The organism is Barnesiella sp. B2-R-119 (genome assembly GCF_023656675.1).
Taxonomy (GTDB): domain Bacteria; phylum Bacteroidota; class Bacteroidia; order Bacteroidales; family Barnesiellaceae; genus Barnesiella; species Barnesiella intestinihominis.
The window spans coordinates 126,102-140,378 of sequence record NZ_JAMOKL010000006.1 but is presented as its reverse complement, the minus strand read 5'-3'; the positions used below and the strand labels follow the sequence as shown (position 1 = coordinate 140,378).

The following is a 14,277-nucleotide window of genomic DNA, read 5'->3' as shown; positions in this document are numbered from 1 at the left end:
AATCCTATCTGTTAACCCAAAATCTCAGGCGAAAGAAATTACTTTATTTTTTATGCATTCCTTAAATATACGCCTCTATACTACTGGGGGGACACCGAAAAGAAAGCTTTTCCCGGCTCTAAGAATCACTTATAACCCCTCTTTAACCCATCCCTATCTCAGTGGATAATCATTATTGGAAGGGTAAATAAATATAACGCTTCATACAAGAGATAGATTACTATAAACTATCAATTTCAGAAGAACTACATTTACTTTTCTGTGAAGAACAGGGTAAATAACAACAGAATAACTTAAACATATCTGTATATTATACTAACTCTGACTTCACAGAGTTTTGCAAAGGTAGCTACATTTCTTAAAAAACACAATAAAATCTTACAAAAAATACTTCCATTCTACAAAAATCCAGATAAATATATAGTATTGAGCAGTTTACAAATTATTTATTAAATATTAAACAAACCAGTAAAAAAACAGAAATCAAAAACACTTAATAATCACATAAAAAACTGACATTTATGTATAGTTCAGAAACCACCAGACAACAGTTTATACAACACAGCCTCTCTTTCATTTTTGAATATTACCGAATGCAACTTAATATAGTATTTACAGCATATATATCAAGTATCCTGTGTAAACTACATAAGCAAAAATCATAAATACACCTTCCACCCGAGTAATCGCACGCACCTTATAATATCTCCCGACAAAAAACAACAACAAAGAAACCCCTAATAAATAAAACAGATCGACATTTGTTATTCCACCCAAAGGTAATGGAGTGATAGTAGCGCTCATGCCCAACACAAGAAAGACATTGAACAAATTGGACCCGATCACATTCCCGATAGCAATCTCAGGATTTTTTTTCAAAGCGGCTACTACCGAAGTTGCCAATTCAGGAAGAGAAGTTCCCAAAGCGACAAGAGTCAACCCTATAACAGACTCGCCTATCCCCAACGACCGGGCTATCTCGCTCGCCCCATCTACAAAAAGCCGACCACCGAAAATCAAAGCGGAAAGGCCTCCAACGATATACAGCAAACAACGCCATGCAGACAACGGTCTAATTTCAGCTTGCTCCTCTCCTGTATTATCGTGTGCAATAGCAAACGTATACCCGAGAAATATGGCAAAAAAACAAAGCATAAGCAAACCGTCCGCCCTATTCAGAATATTCTCCGTACCGGCTTCCAAAAACACATCGTTAGCACAAATTAAGACAACCACACACGAGAGAATGGCGAGCGGTATTTCTTTTGTCAATGTTCCTTTGGTTATTGTTATAGGAGCAACAACTGCTGTCACACCCACGATCATCAAAATATTAAAAATGTTACTGCCCACAACATTCCCGATAGAAAGTTCGGCACTCCCATTAATAGCCGATACGATACTAACTGTCAACTCGGGAGCCGAAGTTCCAAAGGCCACGATAGTTAGACCTATTACCAACGACGATATGTTAAACCTTTTGGCCAATGCAGCCGCTCCATCAGTCAAAAAATTAGCACCAGACAGAATTAAGCCCAAACCCACAAGTAAAAACAAAATACTCATCATGAATCTTTACGCTAATATTTATTATATGTAGGCAAATATACAGGAAATATGCCTAATATGAAAATCCACCTCAGACCGGAGGCGCTCTTTTTCGTCCAATACGACCCGAAAGCAACTTGGTTCGATCAACAGAAACCAGCTTTTCGGTGAAAAAGAATCTTTCTTCAAAAACAAAACACGTCCCCCCCTTAAAACACGCCTCTATCGTCTTATTCGAATAAGCATATCTTCATTAATTTATATTAAGAAATATCAGCTGTAAGAAAATAATCCATACCTTTGTTTGCAAACAAAGGGGTGCCTAAAAGCGGCTGAGATTATACCCTATGAACCTGATACGGATAATGCCGGCGCAGGAATTGTTCATAGTTCTATCTTTTTCAATACGGTTTTATGTGCATCCCCTTAAATGAAACAAACCGTATGAAAACTTATCCTGTCGTATTGACAATAGCCGGTTCGGACAGCAGTGGAGGAGCCGGAATACAAGCCGATTTGAAAACCATGTCGGCCATCGGGGTGTTCGGCACATCGGCTATCACGGCCATTACGGCACAAAACACCTGCGAAGTGAGGGACATACAAGGTATCGAACCCGATATCGTGCGGCAACAAATCGAAGCCATACTCGATGACCTACCTTGTACAACCGTTAAATTAGGCATGCTATACTCTCGCGCGACCATCGAAACGATTGCCGATTGCCTACAACGTTATCCGTTACGGAATATCGTGCTCGATCCGATTATGGTTTCTACTTCGGGTTGTCGGCTAATCGAGGAAGAAGCTATCTCTGCCGTTAAAACACTATTGTTGCCACAGGCGACAGTCATCACTCCCAATATTCCCGAAGCCGAGATACTGAGCGGACTTGCCATCGACAGTGAGAAAGATATGGAAAAAGCAGCCAACAGACTGTTTCAAGCCGGTTGTCGTGCCGTTCTCGTGAAAGGAGGACATTTGAAAGGAGCAGAATCCTGCGACATACTCTTTATGCCCGATTCTGTTCCTGTTCGCTACACCTCACCCCGCATTTCTACCCGGAACACACACGGAACAGGGTGTACCTTTTCTTCTGCCATCGCCTCTTATCTGGCGTTGGGACACATGTTGACCGATGCCGTTTCCCTCGCAAAAAAATATCTCACCCAAGCGTTACAGGCCGGAGCCGACATTGCAATAGGAAACGGACATGGTTCGGTAAACCATTTTTTCGCCCCTCGTGTTTTAACCCCATTAAACCCAATTAAAGATGAAAATCTATATTAATCAAAAGGAAATAGAAACCCAAGACAGCATTTCCGTAAAAGAGTTACTCGATATACAACAAATCGCCATCGAAGGTACGGCTATCGCCATCGACAACAAGCTGGTTCCCAAAAATGAATGGAACGATCGGATTTTAACCGATGGGAACAAGATAACGATTATCCGGGCTACATTCGGAGGATAACGAACGGATTTCTCGAAATGAAATATATAGGCATTACAGAGGAACACCCCATAGAACAGGAAAACCGCTTAATCACCGCCCTGCTCGACAACGGATTGGATTTAATCCACCTCCGCAAACCGAAGTATTCCGGAGAAAAAACAGAGCAACTGTTACTCTCGATTCCTCCCCGCTATTACGATCGAATAGTACTTCACGACCATTTCGAACTGGCAGAAAAATACCGGCTTGCCGGTGTTCATCTCAATGGAAGGAATCCGCATTACCGACCCCTGTCGAACGACTATATCCCCACCCTATCCCGCTCTTGCCATTCCATCGAGGAACTGACGGACGGACAACGATATGACTATCTGTTTTTGAGCCCCATCTTCGACAGCATATCGAAAAAGGGATACCGTTCCGCATTCTCGCCCGAACAACTGACTAAGGCTGGGAAGAAATGTGTTATCAACGAGAGAGTCATTGCCTTAGGCGGTATCACCCCCGAAAAAAAAACTGCTATAAAGGATTGGAATTTCGGAGGGATCGCCGTACTCGGTTTCCTATGGCAGGAACCGACCATTGCAGGGGTTATTCGACAGCTCACTCGATTAAGAAACGATTAATACGAACAAAATATGTTACAATTCATTACCCACCAGACACCCCGATTCGGAATCATAGAGGGAGCAGTCGCCGCCTTGAACGGAGGTTGCAAATGGATACAGCTCCGTATGAAAGGTGCTCCTATCGAAGCTGTCAGGCAAACCGCCCAGCAACTCATTCCGCTCTGTAAAGAACATGAAGCCATACTCGTCCTCGACGATTATGCCCAACTGGCGGCCGACCTCGACATAGACGGCGTCCATCTGGGAAAGCTCGACATGCCTGTTTCCGAAGCTCGTCTGCTTATCGGCGAGAAATACATTATCGGAGGAACGGCGAATACCTTTGAAGACATACAAGGATTAGTCCGGCAAGATGCCGATTATATCGGTTTGGGACCATTCCGATATACCGAGACGAAAAAGAACCTGAGTCCTATCCTCGGCCTCGAAGGTTATGCCCGAATCATGGAACAATGCCGGACGAACGACTTGAAAATTCCGGTGGTCGCCATCGGAGGTATCACAGCCGACGATATTCCGGCCATCATGGAAACCGGAGTGTCGGGAATCGCTTTATCGGGAACGATCCTGCAAGCCGAAGATCCCGAAAAGGAAACTAAAAAAATAATAGACCTATTAAATAAATATCGTAAAGCATGAACAAATTAATTATCGGAGGACGGGAATTTTCTTCCCGCTTATTCGTAGGAACCGGGAAATTCAGTTCAAATGAACTAATGGAAAAAGCCATCGAAGCCTCCGGATCCGAAATGATTACCGTGGCCATGAAACGTATCAACATGACCCAAGAAGCCACAGACGATATGTTGACACACATCGACCGCAATAGAGTACAATTTCTACCTAACACATCGGGAGTACGCAATGCCGAGGAGGCCGTACTCGCGGCTCAATTTTCCAGAGAATGTTTCAGGACCGATTTCGTTAAACTCGAAATCCACCCCGATCCCAAATATCTCCTACCCGATCCTGTGGAAACCTTGAAAGCTACCGAACAACTGGCAAAACTGGGATTCGTGGTACTTCCCTATATTCAAGCAGACCCCGTACTTTGTAAACGGCTCGAAGAAGTCGGCGCTGCCACCGTAATGCCCTTAGGCGCACCAATAGGCACTAACAAAGGATTGCGCACTCGCGACTTCTTGCAAATTATCATCGAACAAAGTAATGTACCTGTTATCGTCGATGCTGGGATAGGTGCTCCTTCCCATGCCGCAGAAGCTATGGAACTGGGAGCCGATGCTGTGTTGGTAAATACGGCTATCGCCGTCGCCGGGAATCCCGTAGAAATGGCTATCGCATTCAAACAGGCTGTCGAAGCCGGCCGCCGGGCATACGAAGCCGGATTAGGCGCACAATACCATTTTGCACAAGCCAGCAGCCCGTTAACCTCTTTCTTAGATTAAACACAGAAGTAATATGGACACAAAAAAAATAATCAAAGATTCTTATCCCAGTTCCGAAAAAATATATATTCCGGGGAAATTATTCCCCATACAGGTGGGGATGCGAAAAATAAACCTCACCGACACAGTCACCGTAGAAAACGGAAAACGGATACACACGCCAAATGCTCCCGTATATGTATACGACACCAGTGGGCCCTATACCGATCCCGATATTACGGTAGATATAGACAAAGGGCTTCCACGTCTGCGCGAATCATGGATTACGGCGCGAGGCGATGTGGAGCGACAAGACGATATCACCTCGGAATACGGCCGTGCCCGTCGCGACGACCCGTCTCTCGACCCTATACGATTCAAAAATACTCCCCTTCCCTACAAAGCCAAACCGGGACATGCCATCACGCAAATGTATTATGCCCGACAGGGAATCGTCACGGCCGAAATGGAATATGTCGCCATACGGGAAAACTTGCAAAACGAACAATTAGGTATTAAAAGCCACATCACACCCGAATTCGTGCGACAAGAGATAGCCGCCGGGCGAGCGATCATTCCGGCGAATATCAACCACCCGGAAGCCGAGCCGATGATTATCGGCCGTAATTTCTTGGTCAAATTAAACACCAACATCGGGAACTCTGCGCTATCCTCGGGTATAGAAGAAGAGATCGACAAAGCCGTATGGAGTTGCCACTGGGGGGGCGATACACTGATGGATCTATCGACCGGCGACCACATACACGAAACCCGCGAGTGGATTATCCGAAACTGTCCTGTCCCCGTGGGAACTGTCCCCATCTACCAAGCCCTTGAAAAAGTAAATGGAAAAGTCGAAAATCTGTCGTGGGAGATTTACCGCGACACACTCATCGAACAATGCGAGCAAGGAGTGGACTATTTCACCATTCACGCCGGCGTGTTGAAAGCTCATGCCGATTTGGTGGGCGAACGACTTACCGGAATCGTATCGCGCGGAGGGTCTATTATGACAAAATGGTGCGTCATTCACAATCAGGAAAGTTTCCTGTACACACATTTCGATGAAATCTGTGAAATCTTAAAACAATATGACGTAGCGATTTCTCTGGGTGACGGTATGCGTCCGGGCTCGATACACGATGCCAACGACCGTTCGCAATTCCTCGAACTCGATGTGTTGGGCGAACTCACTACAAAAGCATGGGCTCATGATGTACAGGTCATTATCGAAGGCCCCGGCCATATCCCCATGCACAAAATCAAAGAAAATATGGAAAGAGAACTGAACAGTTGCCACGAAGCTCCTTTCTATACGTTAGGCCCATTGACGACCGACATCGCACCGGGATACGACCACATTACATCGGCTATCGGAGCGGCTCAAATCGCGTGGTTAGGCACAGCCATGATCTGTTATGTAACCCCCAAAGAGCACTTGGGATTACCCGATCGAGAAGATGTGCGCAACGGTGTTATCGCTTATAAAATAGCAGCACATGCCGCCGACCTTGCCAAAGGATTTCCCGGAGCACAAATACGCGACGATGCCATGAGCAAGGCCCGGTATGAGTTCCGCTGGAAAGACCAATTCAATTTAGCACTTGACCCCGAACGTGCCCTCGAATACTACAAACAGGGCTCGTTCCACGACGGTAATTATTGTACCATGTGCGGACCGAATTTCTGCGCCATGCGCCTGTCGCAAGATATTACCGACTGTATCGAGAAATAAATGATAAAAAACGATTACTAAAAACAAAAGAAAGATATGTTTTCCGATGAATTAGAAAAATATTCTTGGGAAGATATAACTGCCTGCATAGCTTCGAAACGGAGTCGTGATGTCGAAATCGCTCTTGGCAAAGAGCATTTACAACTCGACGATTTCATGGCGCTCGTCTCACCTGCTGCCGCCCCCTATATAGAACATATGGCGGCATTGAGCAGGCTCTATACCCAAGAACGTTTCGGCAAAACGATACAGATGTATGTACCGCTTTATATCACCAATTCATGTACAAACCACTGTGTCTACTGTGGATTCAATCACAATAACCCCATCGCCCGAATTATTCTTACCGAGAAAGAAATTGAAAATGAATGCCGGGCAATCCGTCAAATGGGACCGTTCGAGAATTTGCTTATCGTAACCGGAGAAAATCCACGCGATGCCGGAGTCGATTATTTGGAACGAGCTCTACAAATCGCACGTCCCTACTTCTCGAACCTATCGATAGAAGTCATGCCCCTCAAAAGCGAAGATTACTATCGCTTGACCCAATCGGGTCTCAACGGCGTGGTCTGCTTTCAAGAAACCTATCATAAAGACCGGTACAAAGTATACCACCCGAAAGGCATGAAATCTATCTTCGAATGGAGAGTAAACGGATTCGACCGCATGGGACAAGCCGGTGTACACAAAATAGGCATGGGAGTGCTCATCGGATTGGAAGACTGGCGTACCGATGTAACCATGATGGCCATACACTTGCAATACTTGCGCAAGCACTATTGGCAAACTCGATATAGTGTCAACTTCCCCCGCATGCGCCCGTCCGAAGGTCATTTTCAGCCCAATGTAATCATGACGGATAAAGAGCTGGCACAGTTGATTTTTGCATTTCGTATTTTCGACCACGACGTGGATATTTCCGTATCCACCCGAGAAAACGCAAAATTCAGAGATCACATCGCCACTCTCGGAGCGACTTCGATAAGCGCAGGTTCGAAAACCGACCCGGGAGGTTATGCCACTTATCCGCAAGCGTTAGAACAATTTTCGGTCAGCGACGAACGGACACCTGCCGAAGTGGAACAAGCTGTCAAAGCTATGGGGTATGAGGTCGTATGGAAAGACTGGGACAAAATATTCGATCGATGAACGAAAGGTATATCCGCCAAACCATGATTCCCGAAATCGGGGAAGCAGGACAGGAAAAATTGAAGAATGCCAAGGTATTGATTGTCGGTATAGGAGGGTTAGGTTCTCCCATCTCTCTATATCTGACCGCAGCCGGAGTAGGACAAATAGGACTTATCGACGATGATATCGTTTCAAGTAGCAACTTACAAAGGCAAATTCTTTATACCGAGGCAGAAATAGGACAATCGAAAGTCGAGTGCGCTTGTCGAAGACTGTCGGCTTTGAACAGTTCAACTCGATTCGAGACCTATCCCAATCGTTTCACCTCCGACAATGCAGATCGACTTGTCTCCACTTACGATATCATTGTCGACGGATGCGACAATGCTGCGACCCGTTATCTGATCGACGATGTCTGTTCCTGCTTCAAAAAGCCCTATGTATATGGGGCCATTTCGGAATTTCGGGGACAGGTTTCCGTCTTTAATTACCGAGGTGGACCTCGATACAGCTATCTTTATCCCCGCCCCGAAGTTATTCCCCCGGCTCGTCCCGGAGGAGTTATCGGTACTATTCCGGGAATTATCGGCTGCATGGAAGCCGCAGAAGTGATTAAAATCATTACCGGCTATGGCGAAGTTTTAAGCGGGAAACTTTTCCTGCTCGACACACAAACCTTACAACATGAAATCATCGAGATATGATTTTCGTATTATCCTCCCAAAAAGAGGGTGTGTCAAAACTCAATTTTTGAAGATATGAACTTATAATTTGAAATTTGAGTGCCCTCAAAAGGCTAAAAAAGGGTCGTATCATTACTCAATACAGAGCTTGATACGACCCTTTTTAAATGTCATAGTTACAATCTATAACTTTTCGGAGGGGACATTTTAGTTTTGACACACCTCCTTTTTTGTTTCCATATCGATTATTTTTCGAACTACAAATCCAATAATCCGTCGGGGATATTCAGATACAACTTGCGATTATCTTCGTCTATTTCACAAACAAATTCATCGACAGCCGGTATAAGCAACAATCGCCCGTTATATTCCACTTCAAACAATATATTTTCCGTAGAATCATCGATCGAGACAATCTTTCCCAACTCTCCTTTCTCGCTATCGATCACTGTGAATCCTATAAAGTAATCCCCCGGAGCTTCATCTTCATTCAATTCTTTGTAATAAGACTTCGGGAAATAAACATCGAGTAAAGTAAATGGACGCGCATCCGCTTCATTATCTACATCTTCCAATTTAATCAAAGCCGTCGTATCGCTCTTAAACCTATATTCCTCGATAAAAAACGGTACGAATATGCCATCTATCTCACATACGATATAAGGACACTCCGTGCGGTCGAACACATCATCGGTAAAAGTAAAAGACAACTCGCCTTTCACTCCATGAGGCTTATTAAACCTTCCTATCCTTATCAATTCTTCCCTTGTAATCATTCTTTCACTTTTATTTCGTCCAAATCCACACCGGTTACAACCGTGTATTTTCCCTCTACCTGCACCCATCGAGAAAGTAAAACTTTTTTTCGGAACTCCCCGATATACCGGTACAGGCTATCGACATATTCGGGCATGGTATAATCGAGAGCTTTGACATGTACATAAATCGTCCAACTGTTACGGGCATCGTAACAAACCGTATCGAACACTGCAACCGTCGGTTCATCGGCCCGAAGTCGGCGTATCTCACACACATAGGCATACAACGAATCTAATAACTGCCGAGAATTTCGCCGGGGAATAACCGTTACCTCGTCGCTCCCGACGACCTCGACAATCTGTTTCCTCGCTTTTGCCGAATCGCCAAGCACTTGTATCACAAAATGACCTTTTTCATCGACATACGCCGCCCCCAAATATTTGGGGAAATCCTTCCATTGAAAATAAGAAGGATTCTTTCCTATCGCAGCCAAATATTTCCGATACAAACGGTATCCGGTAGAATCGCAAGTCTCATCTACGGGAACTTCCGTTATTATTGTATCGGAAGTTTTCCCGCCGTCGGCACGCTCCTGTACTTGCTGCGAACAAGAAGACAGGAGCAATCCCGCCACGGCAACACAAAAATACCACTCTTTCATCGATCTATAAACGGGTAATACGTGCACCTATCGCATTGAGTCGTTTATCGACATCTTGATACCCCCTATCGATTTGGTCTATATTATGAATACGACTTGTACCCTCGGCACTCATTGCGGCGATAAGCATGGCTATTCCCGCTCGAATATCGGGTGAAACCATATTGGTAGCCCTCAACGTGTGTGCGTGAGCCTGACCGATAACTGCCGCCCTATGCGGGTCACAAAGAATGATTTGCGCTCCCATATCGATAAGTTTATCCACGAAAAACAAACGGCTCTCGAACATCTTTTGATGAATCAAGACACTACCTTTCGCCTGTGTCGCCACAACGAGGAATACGCTTAACAAGTCGGGAGTCAATCCCGGCCACGGAGCATCGGCAAAAGTCATAATCGAACCATCGATGAAAGTCTCTATCTCGTAACATTCATGTTCGGGTATATGAATATCGTCGCCCTGTTGTTCCACGGTTATCCCTAACCGTCGGAAACTATCGGGAATAATTCCCAAATCGTTATACGATACATTTTTAATCGTAATGTCCGAACGTGTCATCGCTGCCATACCGATAAAACTACCCACCTCGATCATGTCGGGAAGAATAGTATGCTCACACCCTTTTAACGATGAAACCCCGTGAACGGTGAGCAGATTAGACCCGATACCTTCGATATGCGCCCCCATACGGTTCAACATTTTTGAAAGTTGTTGCAAATAGGGCTCGCAAGCGGCATTATAAATCGTCGTATCGCCTTCGGCCAATACAGCTGCCATTAGAATATTTGCCGTACCTGTAACCGATGCTTCATCGAGCAACATGTAACTACCCCGCAATTTATCGGCTTTAATTTCATAACGCTGGGCTTTGGGACAATAATTGAATGTAGCTCCCAACTTTTGGATACCGAGAAAATGGGTATCCAACCGGCGTCTTCCGATTTTATCGCCTCCCGGTTTCGGTAAAACGGCATACCCGAAACGAGCCACAAGCGGTCCGATAATCATTACCGACCCCCGCAAAGAAGCTCCTTTTTGAAAAAATTCGTCACTATCGAGATAATCGAGATTTATCTTATCGGCCTTGAAACTGTACGCATTCAGACCTATGCGTTTTACCGTCACGCCCAAATCTCGCAAAAGCTGTATCAAATTATTTACATCGAGTATATCGGGAATATTGTATATCTTCACTTCTTCCGGGGTCAACAGTGTAGCACACAAAACCTCCAACGCCTCATTTTTAGCTCCTTGCGGTATAAGATCACCATTTAAGCGATGCCCGCCTTCAATAATAAAAGATGCCATACTCTCTTTCTCTATTAAGGTTAATGAGTGAAAGATACAAAAAAAGCGGTTATTTACCCGCTTTTTTCGAATTATTTTTTGATTTACGCTGCTGCACGACCGGTTCCCTCACATCTCTCAAATGATATGTGGATGCATCGAGATCGATCACACCATGTGTATACTCCCGCAAATCTTTCAAAATCTTCTCATCTTCCACCGAATCCTTATTCCATTGATAAAACAACTTTTTCATATGATTCGCCAGCATGGAAACCAATGCACTCCTTTCGGGTCCATCGGGCATCGACTCCGCCTTTTTCAACATCTCTTCCATAATTTTCCCATAATGACGATACTTTATGGGAGAAGCCTGATAAGGAACCGACTCGGGCACGGTATGAAGATTTTCTTTTTTGATGATTTCATACGGATAATCGATATCCAACTTGAAGTCGGACATAATTGCCAAATGATCCCACAATTTGTGCTTAAAGTCCTCGATATCCCGTAAATGAGGAAACAGATTCCCCATGATATTTATAATCGTATTGGCACAACGGGTACGTTCCGCTTTGTCCTCTATGGTCATGCAGTGATCTACCATCTGCTGCACATTGCGGCCATATTCGGGCAACACGAGTCTTTTCAATTCCGAAGTATATTGCATATAATTTCTATTGATATAACTTTTATAATATTTTATTTTTAGGAGTCGTGGCTATAAACTCTTTCAGGTAAAAAGGTTCGAAATAAGCCACGTCTTCAAATTGCCCGTTACGGAAAGCACGCTCGGCCAATGCCAACATATCGGTAGCCAATGGAACTATTCCTTCTACAAATATGGCATTGCGATGTTTAATCACATCTTTACATTTTGTCGAGCCGTTTCCCGCAAATACAATCCGACGATTGTCCAACAAGTCCGAGAAAGTATGCTCATCGATTACATACGCACCGACAGGAACGACATCATTCAACGCATTATCGTAAACTGCCGAATAGACCTCCATGCGACGGGCATCGATCATAGGACAATATAACACATCTTCCTCAAAATAGTTTCTAAACATGGTCGTACAAGCCAAAAGTTCGAGCGTAGGAACTGAGATGAGAGGAACTTTCAATCCGAAACAAAGACCTTTGGCTTCCGAAACACCGATACGCAATCCCGTATAGGAACCGGGACCGCTACTCACGGCAACCGCATCCACCTTGACTCCTTTATCTCTCGAAAAATCCATAATCTGTTTTACATATACTCCTAACAACGAAGCATGCGAAGGCCCCTCGAAATTCTCGAAATGGCATTGAACGACACCATCGGAAGACAAGGCGGCGGAACAAACAGACGTAGAAGTCTCTATATGTATAATATTCGGCATAATTCAATCCGTAAAGTATGATTTATCTCCCGATACCCGGTCGGAAAGGCGATAAACCAACGATGTAATCAACGTTAACGAGTGTACAAAATTAGCTCTTTTTTTTCAATTTATTGCTTTCTCATCGGAATTAAGATTAAATTTGCAAAAACATTTACAGACTTATGATACAATCGATGACCGGTTTTGGTAAAGCCGTAGTGGAATTACCGCATAAAAAAATAACTGTTGAAATAAAATCCTTAAATAGTAAACAACTCGATTTATCGACCCGTATTCCTCAGCAATACAGGGAAATGGAGATGGAAATTCGATCCGAAATAGCCAAACGTCTGGAACGTGGGAAAGTAGACTTCTTCGTATACAGCGAAGCTATCGGCAAGGAGGCTTCTGCCCAAATAAATATTCCGGTTTTGGAAGGTTATTTCCAACAAGTCAAAGAAGCCTCGATCAAATTAGGTATTGCGATGCCCGACGATTGGTTCTCCATCTTGTTACGTCTGCCCGATGCCATGAGCTCCGAAAGTCAAGAGATAGACGAAACAGAACTCAACGCTTTGAGAAAAGCAGTCGACCAAGCCATCTCTCAATTGGAAGAGTTCAGAATTCAGGAAGGAGCCATGTTGCAGCACCTTTTTGAAGAGAAAATCGCCAACATAGCTCATTTGTTACAAGAGGTAGAACCTTACGAAAAAGAGCGCATCGAAAAGATAAAAGGTCGGATAATCGACGCTTTGAACAAAATCGACAATTTCGATTACGACAAAAACAGATTTGAACAAGAGATGATTTTCTACATCGAGAAACTCGACATCAATGAAGAAAAACATAGACTAGACAATCACTTGAAATATTTCCTTGAAACCCTGCAATCGGGCAAAGGGCAAGGCAAAAAACTCGGATTTATCAGTCAAGAAATGGGACGTGAAATCAACACACTCGGTTCCAAATCGAACCATGCCGAGATGCAACGCATTGTCGTGCGTATGAAAGACGAGTTGGAACAAATCAAAGAGCAAGTACTAAATGTAATGTAATGGAACAAAGAGGTAAACTCATCATCTTTTCGGCCCCCTCCGGTTCGGGTAAATCCACCATCATACAATCGTTATTGAATCGCGATTTGAACTTGTCATTCTCTATCTCTGCCACCAGTCGTGCTCCGAGAGGGACTGAGAAAAACGGCATCGAATATTATTTCATCACACCCGATGAATTTCGCGAACGTATAGCGAACGACGAATTTCTGGAATATGAAGAAGTCTATGCCGGGAAGTTCTACGGCACTTTGAAAAGCGAAGTAGAACGGATTCTCGACTCGGGGAAAAATGTTATTTTCGATGTCGACGTTGTCGGCGGACTCAACATAAAAAAATATTACGGAAACCAAGCTCTCGCTTTGTTTATCCAGCCACCCAGCATACAAGCGTTGGAACAACGATTGAAAAACAGAGCGACAGATACCCCGGAAGTTATAGCTCATCGGATAGCGAAAGCTGAATACGAATTGTCGTTCGCACCAAAATTCGATAAAATCATAGTGAACGATATTTTGGAAAAAGCCCAAGAAGAGGCATACCGTTCAATAAGACAATTTCTCGATAAATGATAAGTAAA

Annotated in this window: 16 protein-coding genes and 1 riboswitch; of the genes, 10 read left to right on the top strand and 6 right to left on the bottom strand. The window is 44.2% G+C overall.

The genetic code is table 11. The features are described 5' to 3' along the window. Positions 1-612: 612 nt before the first annotated feature. Positions 613-1,566: a calcium/sodium antiporter gene (locus tag NBH06_RS11670; RefSeq protein ID WP_250794548.1), complete on the bottom strand. Its 954-nt coding sequence runs from the start codon at positions 1,564-1,566 to the stop codon at positions 613-615. Positions 1,567-1,852: 286 nt separating this feature from the next. Then, a riboswitch (TPP riboswitch) is annotated at positions 1,853-1,945 on the top strand. Positions 1,946-1,992: 47 nt separating this feature from the next. Between NBH06_RS11670 and thiD the strand changes: the two genes are divergently transcribed. The 8 genes from thiD to NBH06_RS11630 are packed head-to-tail and all read left to right on the top strand — an operon-like array spanning position 1,993 to position 8,588. Beyond that, a complete protein-coding gene (gene thiD / locus NBH06_RS11665) occupies positions 1,993-2,838 on the top strand; it encodes a bifunctional hydroxymethylpyrimidine kinase/phosphomethylpyrimidine kinase (protein WP_250794482.1) in 846 nt (281 codons plus the stop codon). Then, entirely contained in the window at positions 2,822-3,022 is a 201-nt protein-coding gene (thiS, locus tag NBH06_RS11660; protein ID WP_195329316.1) for a sulfur carrier protein ThiS, read from the top strand. The genes thiD and thiS overlap by 17 nt, the downstream gene beginning before the upstream one ends. After that, entirely contained in the window at positions 2,956-3,630 is a 675-nt protein-coding gene (locus NBH06_RS11655; RefSeq protein ID WP_250794481.1) for a thiamine phosphate synthase, read from the top strand. Before thiS ends, NBH06_RS11655 begins: the two co-directional genes overlap by 67 nt. A 12-nt stretch (positions 3,631-3,642) precedes the next feature. Continuing rightward, on the top strand, positions 3,643-4,272 hold the full coding sequence (locus NBH06_RS11650) for a thiamine phosphate synthase (RefSeq protein WP_046412177.1): 630 nt from the start codon (positions 3,643-3,645) through the stop codon (positions 4,270-4,272). Beyond that, positions 4,269-5,039: a thiazole synthase gene (locus NBH06_RS11645; protein ID WP_250794480.1), complete on the top strand. Its 771-nt coding sequence runs from the start codon at positions 4,269-4,271 to the stop codon at positions 5,037-5,039. Before NBH06_RS11650 ends, NBH06_RS11645 begins: the two co-directional genes overlap by 4 nt. Before the next feature lie 13 nt (positions 5,040-5,052). Further along, complete coding sequence (gene thiC, locus NBH06_RS11640) at positions 5,053-6,753, top strand: phosphomethylpyrimidine synthase ThiC (RefSeq protein ID WP_250794479.1); 1,701 nt, start codon at positions 5,053-5,055, stop codon at positions 6,751-6,753. Positions 6,754-6,789: 36 nt separating this feature from the next. Beyond that, positions 6,790-7,902, top strand: a complete 1,113-nt coding sequence (gene thiH, locus NBH06_RS11635) for a 2-iminoacetate synthase ThiH (RefSeq protein ID WP_195342987.1) — start codon at positions 6,790-6,792, stop codon at positions 7,900-7,902. Then, positions 7,899-8,588: a HesA/MoeB/ThiF family protein gene (locus NBH06_RS11630; protein ID WP_250794478.1), complete on the top strand. Its 690-nt coding sequence runs from the start codon at positions 7,899-7,901 to the stop codon at positions 8,586-8,588. The genes thiH and NBH06_RS11630 overlap by 4 nt, the downstream gene beginning before the upstream one ends. Positions 8,589-8,824: 236 nt before the next feature. On the opposite strand, the gene rimM is transcribed toward NBH06_RS11630, so the two are convergent. From rimM to tsaB, 5 genes are read right to left on the bottom strand one after another with little or no spacing between them, the layout of a single operon-like run. Beyond that, the gene (rimM, locus tag NBH06_RS11625; RefSeq protein ID WP_250794477.1) at positions 8,825-9,343 is read right to left on the bottom strand and encodes a ribosome maturation factor RimM; all 519 of its coding nucleotides are present in this window, start codon (positions 9,341-9,343) and stop codon (positions 8,825-8,827) included. Then, positions 9,340-9,987 carry a hypothetical protein gene (locus NBH06_RS11620; RefSeq protein ID WP_250794475.1) on the bottom strand — a complete coding sequence of 216 codons (648 nt, stop codon included), beginning with the start codon at positions 9,985-9,987 and terminating at the stop codon, positions 9,340-9,342. The genes rimM and NBH06_RS11620 overlap by 4 nt, the downstream gene beginning before the upstream one ends. 4 nt (positions 9,988-9,991) lie before the next feature. Beyond that, entirely contained in the window at positions 9,992-11,296 is a 1,305-nt protein-coding gene (gene murA, locus NBH06_RS11615; RefSeq protein ID WP_250794473.1) for a UDP-N-acetylglucosamine 1-carboxyvinyltransferase, read from the bottom strand. A 49-nt stretch (positions 11,297-11,345) separates the two neighbouring features. Then, the gene (locus NBH06_RS11610; protein ID WP_046412169.1) at positions 11,346-11,945 is read right to left on the bottom strand and encodes a DUF4290 domain-containing protein; all 600 of its coding nucleotides are present in this window, start codon (positions 11,943-11,945) and stop codon (positions 11,346-11,348) included. 22 nt (positions 11,946-11,967) lie between these two features. After that, positions 11,968-12,660: a tRNA (adenosine(37)-N6)-threonylcarbamoyltransferase complex dimerization subunit type 1 TsaB gene (tsaB, locus tag NBH06_RS11605; protein WP_195329323.1), complete on the bottom strand. Its 693-nt coding sequence runs from the start codon at positions 12,658-12,660 to the stop codon at positions 11,968-11,970. 164 nt (positions 12,661-12,824) lie between these two features. Between tsaB and NBH06_RS11600 the strand changes: the two genes are divergently transcribed. Both NBH06_RS11600 and gmk read left to right on the top strand, forming a co-directional pair. After that, entirely contained in the window at positions 12,825-13,697 is an 873-nt protein-coding gene (locus NBH06_RS11600; protein WP_195329324.1) for a YicC/YloC family endoribonuclease, read from the top strand. Continuing rightward, positions 13,697-14,269, top strand: a complete 573-nt coding sequence (gene gmk, locus NBH06_RS11595) for a guanylate kinase (protein WP_046413847.1) — start codon at positions 13,697-13,699, stop codon at positions 14,267-14,269. The genes NBH06_RS11600 and gmk overlap by 1 nt, the downstream gene beginning before the upstream one ends. The last annotated feature ends 8 nt before the right edge of the window (positions 14,270-14,277 follow it).